Origin of the sequence: Lysinibacillus odysseyi 34hs-1 = NBRC 100172, assembly GCF_001591965.1 — a bacterium.
GTDB lineage: Bacteria > Bacillota > Bacilli > Bacillales_A > Planococcaceae > Lysinibacillus_B > Lysinibacillus_B odysseyi.
On sequence record NZ_BCVX01000015.1, the window covers coordinates 34,676 to 48,293 of the forward strand.

The 13,618-nt window shown below is 43.4% G+C and carries 14 protein-coding genes; 1 reads left to right on the plus strand and 13 read right to left on the minus strand.

Annotated features, from left to right (window positions below; genetic code table 11):
• Positions 1–79: 79 nt before the first annotated feature.
• Together BOD01S_RS20280 and BOD01S_RS20285 are read right to left on the minus strand one after the other, a co-directional pair.
• Entirely contained in the window at positions 80–1,186 is a 1,107-nt protein-coding gene (locus tag BOD01S_RS20280) for an NADH-dependent flavin oxidoreductase (protein WP_036151563.1), read from the minus strand.
• Positions 1,187–1,837: 651 nt separating this feature from the next.
• On the minus strand, positions 1,838–2,137 hold the full coding sequence (locus BOD01S_RS20285; RefSeq protein ID WP_036151560.1) for a DUF6509 family protein: 300 nt from the start codon (positions 2,135–2,137) through the stop codon (positions 1,838–1,840).
• A 107-nt stretch (positions 2,138–2,244) separates the two neighbouring features.
• On the opposite strand from BOD01S_RS20285, the gene BOD01S_RS20290 reads away from it, so the two are divergent.
• The gene (locus BOD01S_RS20290) at positions 2,245–3,432 is read left to right on the plus strand and encodes a serine-tRNA(Ala) deacylase AlaX (protein WP_036151558.1); all 1,188 of its coding nucleotides are present in this window, start codon (positions 2,245–2,247) and stop codon (positions 3,430–3,432) included.
• Between the two features lie 53 nt (positions 3,433–3,485).
• Here BOD01S_RS20290 and BOD01S_RS20295 read toward each other — a convergent pair whose 3' ends face one another.
• From BOD01S_RS20295 to BOD01S_RS20345, 11 genes are all read right to left on the minus strand, one after another.
• Complete coding sequence (locus tag BOD01S_RS20295) at positions 3,486–5,099, minus strand: DUF4179 domain-containing protein (RefSeq protein ID WP_036151556.1); 1,614 nt, start codon at positions 5,097–5,099, stop codon at positions 3,486–3,488.
• On the minus strand, positions 5,077–5,640 hold the full coding sequence (locus BOD01S_RS20300) for an RNA polymerase sigma factor (protein ID WP_036151554.1): 564 nt from the start codon (positions 5,638–5,640) through the stop codon (positions 5,077–5,079). Before BOD01S_RS20300 ends, BOD01S_RS20295 begins: the two co-directional genes overlap by 23 nt.
• A gap of 313 nt (positions 5,641–5,953) precedes the next feature.
• A complete protein-coding gene (locus tag BOD01S_RS20305) occupies positions 5,954–6,502 on the minus strand; it encodes a GNAT family N-acetyltransferase (protein ID WP_036151553.1) in 549 nt (182 codons plus the stop codon).
• A gap of 226 nt (positions 6,503–6,728) precedes the next feature.
• Complete coding sequence (locus BOD01S_RS20310; protein ID WP_036151552.1) at positions 6,729–7,544, minus strand: metallophosphoesterase; 816 nt, start codon at positions 7,542–7,544, stop codon at positions 6,729–6,731.
• A 218-nt stretch (positions 7,545–7,762) separates the two neighbouring features.
• Positions 7,763–8,206 (minus strand): Na+/H+ antiporter subunit G, encoded by a 444-nt coding sequence (locus tag BOD01S_RS20315; RefSeq protein WP_036151551.1) that lies wholly within the window; start codon positions 8,204–8,206, stop codon positions 7,763–7,765.
• Complete coding sequence (locus tag BOD01S_RS20320; RefSeq protein WP_036151550.1) at positions 8,184–8,468, minus strand: Na(+)/H(+) antiporter subunit F1; 285 nt, start codon at positions 8,466–8,468, stop codon at positions 8,184–8,186. The genes BOD01S_RS20315 and BOD01S_RS20320 overlap by 23 nt, the downstream gene beginning before the upstream one ends.
• Complete coding sequence (locus tag BOD01S_RS20325; protein ID WP_036151549.1) at positions 8,461–8,949, minus strand: Na+/H+ antiporter subunit E; 489 nt, start codon at positions 8,947–8,949, stop codon at positions 8,461–8,463. The genes BOD01S_RS20320 and BOD01S_RS20325 overlap by 8 nt, the downstream gene beginning before the upstream one ends.
• Positions 8,950–8,963: 14 nt before the next feature.
• The gene (locus BOD01S_RS20330) at positions 8,964–10,448 is read right to left on the minus strand and encodes a Na+/H+ antiporter subunit D (RefSeq protein ID WP_036151547.1); all 1,485 of its coding nucleotides are present in this window, start codon (positions 10,446–10,448) and stop codon (positions 8,964–8,966) included.
• Complete coding sequence (locus BOD01S_RS20335) at positions 10,441–10,779, minus strand: Na(+)/H(+) antiporter subunit C (RefSeq protein ID WP_036151545.1); 339 nt, start codon at positions 10,777–10,779, stop codon at positions 10,441–10,443. The genes BOD01S_RS20330 and BOD01S_RS20335 overlap by 8 nt, the downstream gene beginning before the upstream one ends.
• A 1-nt stretch (position 10,780) precedes the next feature.
• Positions 10,781–11,203, minus strand: a complete 423-nt coding sequence (locus BOD01S_RS20340) for a Na(+)/H(+) antiporter subunit B (RefSeq protein ID WP_036151543.1) — start codon at positions 11,201–11,203, stop codon at positions 10,781–10,783.
• On the minus strand, positions 11,190–13,598 hold the full coding sequence (locus tag BOD01S_RS20345; RefSeq protein WP_036151540.1) for a Na+/H+ antiporter subunit A: 2,409 nt from the start codon (positions 13,596–13,598) through the stop codon (positions 11,190–11,192). The genes BOD01S_RS20340 and BOD01S_RS20345 overlap by 14 nt, the downstream gene beginning before the upstream one ends.
• Positions 13,599–13,618: the final 20 nt, after the last annotated feature.

The window sequence follows — 13,618 nt, forward strand, 5'->3', positions numbered from 1 at the left end:
CATGCATTTTTAAATAATATGGCAAAAAGAAGATGTACCCAGCCTGTATTGAAAACGCTTGCCAGACAAATGTCTCCTTTTATTCTTCTACCGTAAACCAGCCTGGAACGTTCATAATCAGTTCCCATAATGGTTTTGGAATATCCAGCTCCTGTTCCTTGCTTAAATGCAGGGCTGTAAAGATTTCGTCTTCCTTCTGATTCACTGCTTTTTCATACCATTCCGGGTCCATTATCAGTGCATGCCCTAATGATACAAGCGGAACTATATCGAGGGCTGCTTCTACCTGGTCTACCGTTTGCAGGCCTCCCACACCAATAACAGGGATACGTTCTCCGATTGCCTCCTGAATTACGGCTACACGTCCGCGTGAATCCTTGTCATCACGCATAGATTCTGCATCGAATCGGTTAACGGATACGTGCAGATAATCGATTCCTTTATCTGCAAGGGCATCGATAAGCAAAATCGTATCGTCTATCGTGATTCCTGGCTCCTCCTTTTCTTCAGGGCTGAAGCGGTATCCAATTGCAAATGGCTTTTTAGCATACTTGGCAACAGTCTCTTTTACGGCATCCACTACTGCTAATGGAAACGCTATACGTTCTGCAGCATTTCCACCCCATTTATCTGTTCGGCGGTTGGAATGCGGCGAAACAAATTGCTGCAATAGATACGTATTGGCGCCGTGCAATTCAACCCCGTCAAAGCCTGCTTCGATCGCCCTTCTTGTGGCATCCGCAAAATCCTGAATTGTGGCTTTTACTTCCTCCTCGGTTAACGGCCTAGGTATTTCTGCATTCGGCCGTAACGCCGGTACATCACTGGCCGATACAGGCTGCTCCCCTAGTAACTGTGAGTTTGTCATCCGGCCGGCATGGAAAATTTGCAAAATCGCTTTTGCCCCGCCGGAATGAATAGCATCAGCTAATCGCTTCAGGCTGGGAATGCGCTCATCAGATTCTACACCCAGCGAGTCAGGAAATCCCACACCTAGACTATTTATATAGGCACACGCTGTAATAACCGCCCCAATGCCGCTTTTTGCGCGGCGGTGATAATAAGCCAGTTCCTCCTCTGTAACGTCCCCGTTTGGCTGAGAAGCCGAAATCGTCATAGGTGCCATAAGGATGCGGTTGTTTAACGTAACTCCTGACTTTAATGTAAATGGTTGTGTAAATTTCATATAAATTCTCCCCTTCCGCTCATTCTATCCCACTGTTGTATAAAGAAGTAAACATCCGTCTACGTGAAGGGTGTATTAAATGAGCTGTTGTTCTATTTTTATTCAAGAACACACTGATTCGAAGCATCTGTTCAAAATTATCCACTTTTAGGGTTCTTTACCCTTACATACAGTTACCACGCTCTCCACTGCTGAAACCTTTCAGCGTATCACTAACTAAGGACTGTTTTCTTTTTAAACATTGTTTCGCTTTATTCAGTCTCTACAGAAGGTATTCATTTCATTACAGTAAATTCTGCTGAAGAATAGGGATTCTTTATTTAAATTTATATGCTTTCATAATCGGGTCACGGCCTGTTTGTACGTCTGTGAAATATTCATATAGGCTAATACCTAGAAAAGAGTCCGATACGTTCACTATATTATCCCAGCCGGAGCGCACTTACCGCGTTATAGCTGCGGTGGACTGAGCAGCAGTAAATATAAACGGGTCTATCCTTTGAAATTTCCCCCATGCGTTCGCAGAACTAGCTGAGCGGGATGTTGTATGCGCCTTTTAAGATGGCCGGCAGCGAACTCATTTTCTTCCCGTATATCAATAAAATAAGCTCCAGCTTCTGCGAGTTCTCTTACTTACAAAAAAAATACTGGCTATACACCAGTATCTTCTTGTTTAAGTTCTTCCTGGACAAAGTGAAGAAGCATTTCCTCCTCTTCTTCTTCCAGTGCAAACTCGATTATTTCGTTATCTCCCTTATCGAGAAGGAAGTAATTCAAGATGCGTACTTCTTCCTCCTTCTGGCCAACAATGACCCGGGCCTCTATTCCTGCCTCTGAATACAGCTCGTCCTCTTCATCCACTTCTATGTCTATTAAAAATTCGTAGCGCTTGCCCTCGATAATATTTGTTGGATCTTTTATTTCTTCTACTGAAAACGCACCAATCTCCATATTTGTCACTCCTTCTTTTCCACATCTCTCTTCTTAATCATAAACATTTTTTGTTTGGCGTCAAATGAACGATTCGCGCTACAATAGCTAGTAAAGGAGTGAAAGACATGAAGGAGTTATTTTATTACCAGGACTCGATGATGAAGGAGTTCTCAGCAGATGTAGTTCAAACAGGGACAGATGATCTTGGTCACTATGTTGTATTGACTAATACAGCATTCTACCCAACAGGCGGCGGACAGCCGCATGATACTGGCTGGCTCAATGATATCCAGGTCGTGAACGTGGAAAAGGTAGCGGAAGAGATTCGCCATTACATAAGTGGAAACGTGGAAGGTCTCTCAGGAACTGTTACAGGAAAGCTTGATTGGGCAAGACGTTTTGATCATATGCAGCAGCATACAGGACAGCACATCCTGACAGCGGTTTTTGTGGAACTGTTCGGCTACCAGACAGTCAGTTTCCATTTAGGCACGGAACTTGTCTCTATTGATTTAAATACAACAGAAGTAATACCCGAGCAATTGGCCGAGGCAGAAAAACGTGCCAACGACATTATTCTAGAAAACCGCCCGATTGAAACGAAGTGGGTGACGAAAGAGGAATTGGCACAGTACAATCTGAGAAAGGATGTCTCAGTCGATGAGGATATCCGCCTTGTCATCATCCCTGACTATGACTATAACGGCTGCGGTGGTACTCACCCGACATCTACAGGACAAGTCCAGATGATTCAGATTATGGAAACAGAAAAGATGAAATCAAATATCCGTGTTCACTTCATCTGCGGTAGCCGTGTACGTAAGCAGCTGGCCATGCGCAAAAACGTATTGACAGATGTTGCACGCCAGCTCAGTGTTCCAGAAAAAGAATCCGGTTTGGCGCTAGCAAAAATAATGCAGACAGCGAAACAAACAGAGAAGGCTCTATCCGAAGCGCGGGATGCGCTTCTTGTTTACGAAGCTAAAGATCTGGCGAGCCGCGGAGAAGTGATTGTTAGCGAAACGTATGAAAATCGCACCATTCAGGAGCTGCAGAAGCTTGCTCGCTTTATCACAACAGAAAATAGTGAAGCAATCGCCTTTCTTGTCGCGGACAATGCAGACAAGCTGCAATTTGTCGCTGCACGCGGTACGGATGTTTCAGAATCAATGAAGAATATTTCCAGTAATGTATTGCCTCTTATCAATGGTAAAGGAGGCGGAAATGACGCACTGGTACAAGGCGGTGGCGAGAAAATCATGTCCCCGCAAGCCTTGCTCGAGGAAATGGGAAAAGCTTTATCAGCAGAGTAGGTTTTAAAAGATAAAAAGTAAACCGGCCTCCAGATTCAGAGGCCGGTTTATCTTTACTTAAATAACGGCACACGCCATTCCTTATCTAGCTTAACAGCTTCTGTTTCTGCTATCAGATGCAGTGTCAGCTCTTCCGGTACCTTTTGTAAATCATAGGAAATCAGCTCTATTTCACGTTTAAATCGCCCTTCAGCATCTCTCTCATCTAATGTTGCCCCACTGTTAAAGATTTGATAAACCGTTCCTTTTGCATCCTCAAGTGCCCATCCTGCTAGTTCAGGAGCTTGCTGTTCTGCATGGCCCGACAGCTTGACCCGGGTCGTTACTTCCCTCCTGATCGGTTTCCACGACTTCTGGAGAGAATAATCCGCCTCACGTTCCACGGAATCAATTGTCAGCTCATAGCCATTATATTCAAACGTATAAGGCAGCTTATCTGTATTGAATGTGACGGAAAAATCACTCGTCTTTGTTTTATAAATGGTATCCAGCACAAAATATAAATGCTCTTCTTCCTGCTCCGGTACAAATGTGTCGACCATCGATGTTTTGCCTACTTCCTCATGCTCCCCTTCCCATTTTCCGTAGCCGCCAATCATATTCAAATCAACAGGATGGCCGAGCTCCTCATTGGCAAACAGATTATAATAACCCTTTACTTCTCCCTGTTCATCTTCAATTCTATAGCCTATACGCGGATGATAACCGATAAAATCGGTTGCTATTTCTTTAGAAAATTGCCGTCCTTTTTCCTCTATATCCTTCAGCAGCTCCTGTTTTGCACTTTCTGTATAAGCTGTACTGTAAAAGATTTCTGTTGTGGAAGTAGAGTATTTCACCTGGTCCAGGTCAATTTCCACTCCGTCCACTTCGTAGCTTTTATCAATTTTTACAGCCAGCTGCTTTGCATAGGCAGCCGTTAAATCGACTGGAATTTCTATCCGCCAGTTACCCGTTTTCCCCGTAATTTCTGTTACATCCATCCGAATAAAGCCTTTCATAAATGGCTCTATATCATGTAAGGAAAATTCCACTACTCCGTGGTCATCCGCATTACTCCAGCCCCAGCTTGATAGCTCTATTTCTTTTCCGCTTTCATTATGCAATGTAATCATATTTTTCTTATCATTATCGTCTAAATAAGGATCCAGCATCTTCCCTGACTTATTGGTAATTTTATAGGAGAAGGCAATACGGGAGGCATCGACAATCAGCTCCTCCACCTGTAATGTAATGCCTTGATCCTCTACAGCTATATCCACTTGTTCAGCCAGCTCTGTATCGCTTGCCAGCTGAAGACCTTCATCCACCCGGTCACTTTTGAATATCCCGCCAAGCAGCTCCGCAAAGCTTGGGCTGACTGACAACGTAACCCCCGCAGCAAGTATGAGGGCGGCGGCTGTTCCCAGTGCATATTTCCATGGGCGGATTTTCTTCCGCTTTTTCTCATATGGCTGAAGGCCGGCAATAATCATGTCAGCAAAATCATCGTTTAATGCCGGCTCCATGAGTGTTTCCTTCAGCACTTCCTGTTCATAACGCATTACTTCCACCTGCTGATGGCAATACATACAGCCTTGAAGATGCCGGGTAATGCGCTCCAGTTCATGGTCCTCCATCATGTTATCTGTAAAAGCCAGTAATTCATCCTCTTTTGGACAAGTCATCGAAATAGCCTCCCTCTTCTATCTTTGTTCGCAGCTTCTTTTTTGCCCGGTGCAATTTATTTCGGACGTCTGACAGTGGAATATGTAATAGTTCACTTATCTCTACATAACTACAGTCGTTTGCATAGCGAAGGAGTAAAATTAGCCTTTCCTGCTCTGGCAGTCGGGCAATTAACCGCTCCAATTCCCTGTTTTTTTCACGTTTTAAAAAGATTATTTCCGGAGAGGCAGCATTCACCAGCTGCTCATCCTGTATTTCCTCCTGCTTTACCTGATAGCTTTTCTTACGCAGCGTATCAAGACAATGATTGATCGTCACTCGGTAAAGCCAGCTTTTAAAAGATCCCTTTTGGTCAAACTTCGGCAGCTGCTCATATGCCTTTACAAAAGCTTCTTGCAGCAGATCCTGTGCCGTCTGTGGATTTTTCATCATCCTCAGGACGGTCGCATACAATGAATTTTTGTATTTATTAATAATATGGGTATAAGCCTGCTTATCACCAGTCAGCACCTGATTGATGAACGCGACATCCTCATCCATATAATCCCTCCTTATCCCTTCACTTACTAAAACGTTTATAGGTGGAGAAAAATTTCACCCGGACTAAAATTTGTTTAATAAAACATTTCGTATACTATGTACGCCTTTTATACACCGGTTGTAAAAAGAGAATCTGTAACCTTTTTCATTGAAATCATATTCTTTCGTCGGATCTGCAGCAGTCATGATACAGACGTGCTTATAGGGGAAAGAAGGGAGGGTATACAGCCTGCGGTGAAAGAAAATAACCAGGTATAGGCAAAAGCATGTCATGACAAAAAGCGAGGCAAGGGAATCCTGCCTCGCCTCTTTTCTATGTTCTCGTTAACCACTCGCTGCGCAGCATTCCGTATACGACATGATCGACGTACTCATTGTAGAGCCATTCCGCACTGCGGATTCTACCTTCCTTTTTATAGCCGAGTCTCTCCGGTATGGCACGGCTTTTCTTATTTTCAACAGCTGCTCTAATTTCTATTTTATGTAAATCATATTCATACATCCCTAGGTCTGTCATTGCTTTAGCCGCACGTGTCATAATTCCTTTTCCTTCATAATTCTCATCGAGCATATAGCCGATCTGTGCTGATTTATTTCCTATGTTCATCGTATGGAGACCAATTTTCCCGACGATTTTCCCTTTGTAAAGAATGGCTGTATCTAATGCTTCATCCACAACAAATTTTCTCAAATTAGCATCTATGAACTGATAAGTTGTTTCAATTTCCGTTGAGACATCAAGCCAACCAAGCCATTTACGAAGGTGCTTCCTATTTCGTTCAATCAAATCAAAAATCTCCTCCGCATCCCTATGTGTCACAAGCTTTAGAGAAATTTCTTCATCTACTTTATAGGTAAACACACATATCCCCCTTTATTTGAAAAAGCGTATCGTTTCTCTACGATACGCTTCTTTCTTCTTTATTATAATGGGAATATTCCTGCAGCAAGATGTAATTTACCATCCTTTTTATATGCTCATTACCTCTGTAAGATCGTTTTTAGCCCCACCCAAAGAGTACTTGGTCTTTTACGTGATTCACTTATTACCTGGTAATTCTTTTGGCTATGCACTTTATAGTTATCCCTTACATGGATCTCAATTCCACTACAATAAGTTCCGGTAAATTAAATAGCCGCTGTGGGACAAGGCTATTGCCCAACCCCCTGCTGACTAGCATTTTTGTGTTATCTGCTTCATACATACCGCTCGTATAAGTTGGCAGCCAGCCTTGCCCAGGCGCTATCAGACCCCCAATAAAGGGAAGGCGTATCTGGCCGCCGTGTGCATGGCCTGTAAATACAAGATCCAGCTTGTTTTCCACATACGTTTCGAATTTCTCGGGGCGATGGGATAACAAAATTTTATAGGTTTGCTCATCAATACCGGCCATTGCTTCTTCTAGCATCTCCTGCACCTCTTTTCCCATCAGCGGATCTTCAATTCCGATAATCGCCAACCGCTTCCCGCTGTGCTCTATTTCTAACGATTGATTCGGTAATATATGTACGCCAAGGTTTTCAAGAGCCATATAAATTTCGTCTGTTTGATTTACTGCCACCTCATGATTGCCCAGCACATAATATACATCCGCCAACTTTACAAACTGCTTAACGGCATCCAGGCTGTTCTGCAAGTCATAGCGCCGACTGTCTATCAAATCCCCCGTCAAGAAAACAACATCCGGATCGGCAGCTTTTACTTTCTCCACAAGCCGCTGCTGACCGTCTCCGAATGCCGCATCATGCAAATCACTCACCTGCACAATCCGAAAACCATCGAAGCTTTCGGGCAGCTTACTGGACTCTATCGTATATTCTGTTGTTACTAACAAGTTATTATTAGCGTAAAAAAATAATACAAATGCAACTATATACAGGATGGTTCTACTCAGTCTTTTCACAATGATCCGCTCGATTCTCCTTCAATCTACTGCCAACTCTTGCATCATGCTTTCTATCATAGGCATATCCTCAAAAACATTCAACCGAAGAATATAGGTGTCTGCTTATTACTAGAGCTGATTATCCCTTGCCCTTTTTTTCATCCTATTAGTAAACGCTGGATAACATGCATTTTCTCCACCATAAAAGGGGTATCCTCCGTCGAGGCACCCCTTCTTTATGTTTGATTATGATCTTTTTTTTCTGAAGGTACTTCTCTCTCTACTGCCTGCTTAACTTTTGATCCATTCTCCGGCTCTTCTTCTGTTTCATTTCCGAACAGCACTGTTTTTAGTGCATCCTCTCCTGAGCCTTCTGCTAATGGGACACGCGAACGGTAAGCAGCTCTGCATACGAGGTGCCCTGCCACTGGAGCTGTAATAAACGTAAAAATGATCCCTAATATTAAACGTACACTGACGTAGCCATCATGGCTCCAAAAATAAATGAAGGCTCCAAGCAGACAGCATAATACAGAAAGCGTCGCACTTTTTGTCGCAGCATGTGAGCGTGTATAGACATCAGGCAGCCGCAGCATCCCAAACGCGCTAATCACACTGACAATAGAGCCAAAAAGGATAAGTAATACAGCAATCCATTCAATCCCTTGACTTTCGCTCAACGATAACGCCCCTTTCAATATATTTCGAAAAGGCGATCGTTCCAATAAATGCCAGAATACCCAATATTAAAATCGCCTCTAAAAACGCTTTTGTCTTCAGCACTATGGATACAATAGCAATGGCAGAGATAAGGTTTACGCCGATTGTATCAATGGCAATCGCACGGTCAGGCAATGTAGGTCCCTTTATTATGCGATATAGCAGCAGTGCAATTGCTACCATAAAGAGCGCAAGCGATAAGAGCATTATTTTTTCAATCATTGCGCGTCACCTCCAAAATAGCCTGTTCAAATTTTCCAATGGAACGGACAATCGAATCCTTTGCCTCTTCCAAATCCATCGCATGAATATAAAAAAGATTCCCTTTTTCCGATACTTCCATGACGACAGAACCCGGTGTAAGCGTTAAAAGGAGTGCAAGAGCAGTTATCTGCCAATCGCCTTCCAGCTTTGTTTCATATGTGAAAATACCCGGTGTAATATTCAGTTTTGGGGAGAGCACGTATCTTAATACTGACATACTCGATAAAATGAGCTCTCGAATAAAGATGAGGATGAGCTTAATAATTTTCTCTACACGCTGCAAATAAAAGCGTGTACCAAAAAAACGGTGCATCGCATATAGAATAACGATTCCTACAAGGAAACCTGCTACAAATGTTGAAAAATCGGCTTGTGGATCATCCTTTAAAAGGAACCATAATGCTGCGATGAATAAATTTAATACAAATTGTCCTAACATGTGCTCACCCCCCTTTACTCCTCATTTCCTAACACGGCTTCTATATAAATGTTTGGATCAGCTAACGTCTTGGCCGCATCTTCCACAAATGGAGAAACGGCTTCTGCTCCTATTCCAAGACTAATGATGCAGAGCGCCAATAAAGAAAATGCCGTCATGGACAATTTCGGAATCGGCTTTTGGTGATCTTCGCTGATTGTCGACTCTCCAAAGAATGATGCTAGTAAAATACGTAATAGCGAATATAATACAATGACGCTGGAAGCAAAGCCTAATGCCAGCAGTACAAAATTTCCGCCTTCAATGGCACCCTGGCCAATAAGCACTTTCCCTATGAATCCGCTTAATGGCGGGATACCGGCAAGTGCACACATTACAATAAAGTAAATCCAGCCGAACAATGGATAGTTTCGGATAAGACCGCTCATCCTTTTGACAATGATTTCGCCGGTCAAATACACCATCGTACCGATTAATAAGAACAGCAGGGCTTTTGCAAGCATGTCATGTACCAAATAATAGATAGCCCCTGCAAAGCCTGTCTCAGTACCGGTAGCCAGCCCAATAAGGATAAAACCAATCGCAATAATGATATTGTATGTGGCAATCGTGCGGACATCCTTTCCGGCAAGAGCCCCCATACAACCCGCTATAATAGTAAGACCCGCCATTACACCAATAATTTGATGTGTAACTTCCTGGTTCATTGGGAACATCAATGTAAACGTGCGGAATAATGCGTAGACACCAACCTTTGTCAGCAATGCGGCAAATAGTGCCTGTACAGCTGTCGGTGGGACACTATAGGAACCTGGCAGCCAGAAGAACAGTAACAGCCCTGCCTTTAAGGCAAATACAAGCAAAAACAGGATGGCGACCGTCGTAAGGACAGGATCTTGTCCAAGCTCTGTAACCCGTTGTGCGATATGTGCCATATTTAGTGTCTTTACTGTCCCATAAAGGAACGCCAAAGCAACAAGGAACATCCAGGAAGCAACTACATTAATCAAGACATACTTGAGTGATTCCCGCAGCTGAATTTTTCCTCCGCCCAGCGCGACCAATACATACGAAGCAAGCAATGTGACTTCAAAGCAAACAAATAGGTTAAAAATATCCCCTGTCAAAAATGAGCCGTTTACTCCGGCGATTAAAAATAGAACAAATGGGTAGAAAAACATCCGTTCATGGCGTTCACCAATAGAAGTGAAGGCATATATCAAACAAATGGCGGTAATGACACTAGCGGTCAATACAAGAATAAGCGCAAATGAATCGGCTACAAAAAGAATACCGTACGGAGGGAGCCATCCGCTGAAATCCAGCTTCATAATTCCTTCTATCTGCACAAGTCCCAATAGCAGAACAGTGATACCAATGACAAATACCATTGTCAGCAGACTGATAAGACGCTGAAGCTTAATGAAGTCACGAAGAAATACAAGCAGAATCGCCGTGATGATCGGGACAATCATCGGCAATACGATAATATTATTCATCAGATGGCCCTCCCAACTCGCTGAAGTCATCTGTGTTATTTGTTTTATACATACGATAAGTCAAGACAAGAACAAAAGCTGTCACCGCAAAGCTAATAACTATAGCTGTCAAAATGAGTGCCTGGGGCAGCGCATCTGTATAGGGCCCGTCCGACTGGCTAAGCAGCGGGACATCTCCTTTTTTCAGACCACCTACTGCCAAAATCAATAAATGCACGGCATGCGATAATACAGCTGTTCCGATAATGACCCGAAGGATTTTACGTGAGAGGACTAAATAGGTGGCAACCGCTACGAGAACACCAATACATATCATCATTAAAGATTCCATACTATCCATCCTCACTTATACTTAAAATAATCGTCACCAGTGTTCCGATAACCGTCAAGGCTACACCGGCCTCAAAAATTGTGACCGTCGTTAAATGGGTTTTTCCTAACAGCGGGATATCAAAATAATCATCTGCCTGCCTTAAAAACGGTGCGCCAAAGAAAAGGGAGGCGATGGCACTTCCTGTAGAAAGAAGCACGCCGAGTGCTGCCACCTTTTTAAAATCAAAGGGCATTCCTTTATGGACCGTCTCAATATCAAAGGTAATATACAAAAGCACAATGCCCGATCCAAGAACAAGACCGCCAATAAATCCTCCCCCCGGATCATTATGCCCTGCAAAGAAAAGGTAGACACCGAGCGTCAATACGATAAATACAACACCCTTTACGACTGTACGCAAAATGACATCATTTATTTTCAATGTCTGCATCCCCTTTCTTTGCCTTTAGCTTGATCAGTGTATAGACACCAAGGCCTGCAATAAATAGCACCACTACTTCCAGCATCGTATCAAATGCCCGGAAATCTCCCAAAATCGCATTTACAATATTTTTACCGCCGGCCAGCTCATAGGCATTTTCAAAATAAACGGAGATAGCAGAAAACTCTTCATAGTTCATAACCGTCAATCCGATCAATGTGACCGTTGCCCCTACTAAAATGGATACTAGGGCTTTTGAGTAGACGATAGCCCTTGGTGCCTTTTCCGGTTTCAGCGCCGGCAGGAATTTGAAGCTGATTAAAAACAGCGCAGTTGTGACAGATTCAACAACGAGCTGTGTCAGAGCTAAATCCGGTGCGCGGAAGATGACAAAGAAAAAGGCTACAGAATAACCTAATACCCCGTTCAGTAAAACAGAAGTAATGCGCCCCTTTGCAAACAGCAGTGCAACAGAAGCAAAAATCATGACCAAAACGAGAATCAGCTCATAATATTCAATCGAGGAGTCCTTGGACGGTGCCCAGCTGAACGCATCGGACAGCAGGAAGTACCCTGCCACTACCCCTACAAAAATAATGTATATATACAAAAAGTAGTAGGAGAGATTTCCGTTCATATACCGTTTTGTTATACTGCCGGATGTATTTTCGCTCGTAGTAATAACACGCTCGTACAGAGCATTCAGTGTATACTGCTCTGGAATAAGGCGATAAATCGGGCGCCATTTCTTGAGCGTACGGTACAGAATCACTCCTAATACAATTACCCCAACTGTCATCAGTAGCTCTGTATTAATCCCATGCCATGCATGTATGTGAGGCGTCAGTTCCTCCGAAGACGGAAAATCAGGATAAATACTCGCCATCGCCGGCTGCAATATATAATGTCCTAACACATTTGGGAAAAGGAAAATACCGATCACAAGCACGATTAAAATGAACGGCGAAATAAGCATGCCAAACGGTGCTTCATGAGGGGGCTTTTCAAGCCGCTCCGGTTTTATCTTTCCGAGGAAAGTCCTTGCTACGATGATCATACAGTAGACGAATGTCAGCACACTTGCCACCCATGCAACAATCGGGAACAATAATCCAAATGCTTCAAGTGAGAAGATATTGAGCTCTGTAATATGCAATGTAGCAGCAAAGAACATTTCTTTACTTAAAAAACCATTGAATGGCGGAAGACCAGCCATAGAAAAACTGCCGATCACTGCTATAGTAAAGGTGAATGGCATGAGTGCCACTAATCCGCCCAAACGACGGATATCACGTGTCCCTACTTCATGGTCGACAATCCCGACCATCATAAATAGGGCTCCTTTGAATGTTGAATGATTGATCAAGTGAAAAAGCGCAGCAAATGTTGCCTGCGTATAAATCACCGACTCTGTGGAATAACCGAGGCGCAATGCTGCAGATCCAAGCCCGAGTAGGCACATGATCAATCCAAGCTGGCTGACCGTCGAATAAGCAAGCAATGCTTTTAAATCGAATTGTTTTACTGCATTAAAGGATCCCCAGAAAAGCGTAAAGAGACCAATGAGACTTACTGCCCAGAACCATAGTTCATGTCCGCCGAAAATAGGCGTTGTACGGGCAACCAAATAGATTCCTGCCTTGACCATTGTCGCTGAATGAAGATAGGCGGATACAGGGGTAGGTGCCTCCATAGCATCAGGCAGCCAAATATGGAATGGGAATTGAGCAGATTTTGTAAATGCTCCGAGCAGTACAAGCAGCATGGCGGGTACAAATAAGGAATGCTTATGCAGTATATCCGTTTGGGAAATGAGAACCCTCACGCTAAATGTACCGCCAATCGCATAGAGCAGCAGAAACCCGGCAAGCATAGCGACGCCGCCTATAACGGTGATCGTCATCGCTTTACGTGCCCCAGCACGGGAAGCTTTCCGGTGATGCCAAAACGCGATTAACAGGAACGAGGATACGCTTGTCAGTTCCCAGAATGCATAAAGGACCATTAAATTGTCTGATAGTACTACTCCCAGCATGGCTCCCATAAAGAGCAGCAGGTAGCAATAAAAGTGATGTAGTGATTCTTTTGTCGATAGGTAAAAAATTGAGTATAAAATGACTAAACTTCCGACACCCGTAATAAGCAGCCCAAGAATCATACTTAGACCATCTAAATAGGTGGTGAAATTTATATGGAATGAGGGAATCCACTCAACTGTATAGGTATAGGTTTCACCTTTTGCAATACGAGGGATATAAGTAGCTAAAAGTCCAAATAATATAACTGGTACCGCCAATACGGGCCAGCCGATATGCAAATTCGTAAAACGCCTGTACACAAAAGGAATACACGCGGCCACGAGAAATGGAAGCAAGATGGCAAGAATAATCGTCACAAACTAAAACCCCCCAAGAA

Excerpts from the sequence above, each read along its gene's own strand:
- BOD01S_RS20280 (WP_036151563.1), bottom strand. The coding sequence starts at position 1,186 with ATGAAATTTACACAACCATTTACATTAAAGTCAGGAGTTACGTTAAAC.
- BOD01S_RS20320 (WP_036151550.1), bottom strand. The coding sequence starts at position 8,468 with ATGATTGAAAAAATAATGCTCTTATCGCTTGCGCTCTTTATGGTAGCA.
- BOD01S_RS20285 (WP_036151560.1), bottom strand. The coding sequence starts at position 2,137 with ATGGAGATTGGTGCGTTTTCAGTAGAAGAAATAAAAGATCCAACAAAT.
- BOD01S_RS20290 (WP_036151558.1), top strand. The coding sequence starts at position 2,245 with ATGAAGGAGTTATTTTATTACCAGGACTCGATGATGAAGGAGTTCTCA.
- BOD01S_RS20295 (WP_036151556.1), bottom strand. The coding sequence starts at position 5,099 with ATGACTTGTCCAAAAGAGGATGAATTACTGGCTTTTACAGATAACATG.
- BOD01S_RS20300 (WP_036151554.1), bottom strand. The coding sequence starts at position 5,640 with ATGGATGAGGATGTCGCGTTCATCAATCAGGTGCTGACTGGTGATAAG.
- BOD01S_RS20325 (WP_036151549.1), bottom strand. The coding sequence starts at position 8,949 with ATGTTAGGACAATTTGTATTAAATTTATTCATCGCAGCATTATGGTTC.
- BOD01S_RS20330 (WP_036151547.1), bottom strand. The coding sequence starts at position 10,448 with ATGAATAATATTATCGTATTGCCGATGATTGTCCCGATCATCACGGCG.
- BOD01S_RS20335 (WP_036151545.1), bottom strand. The coding sequence starts at position 10,779 with ATGGAATCTTTAATGATGATATGTATTGGTGTTCTCGTAGCGGTTGCC.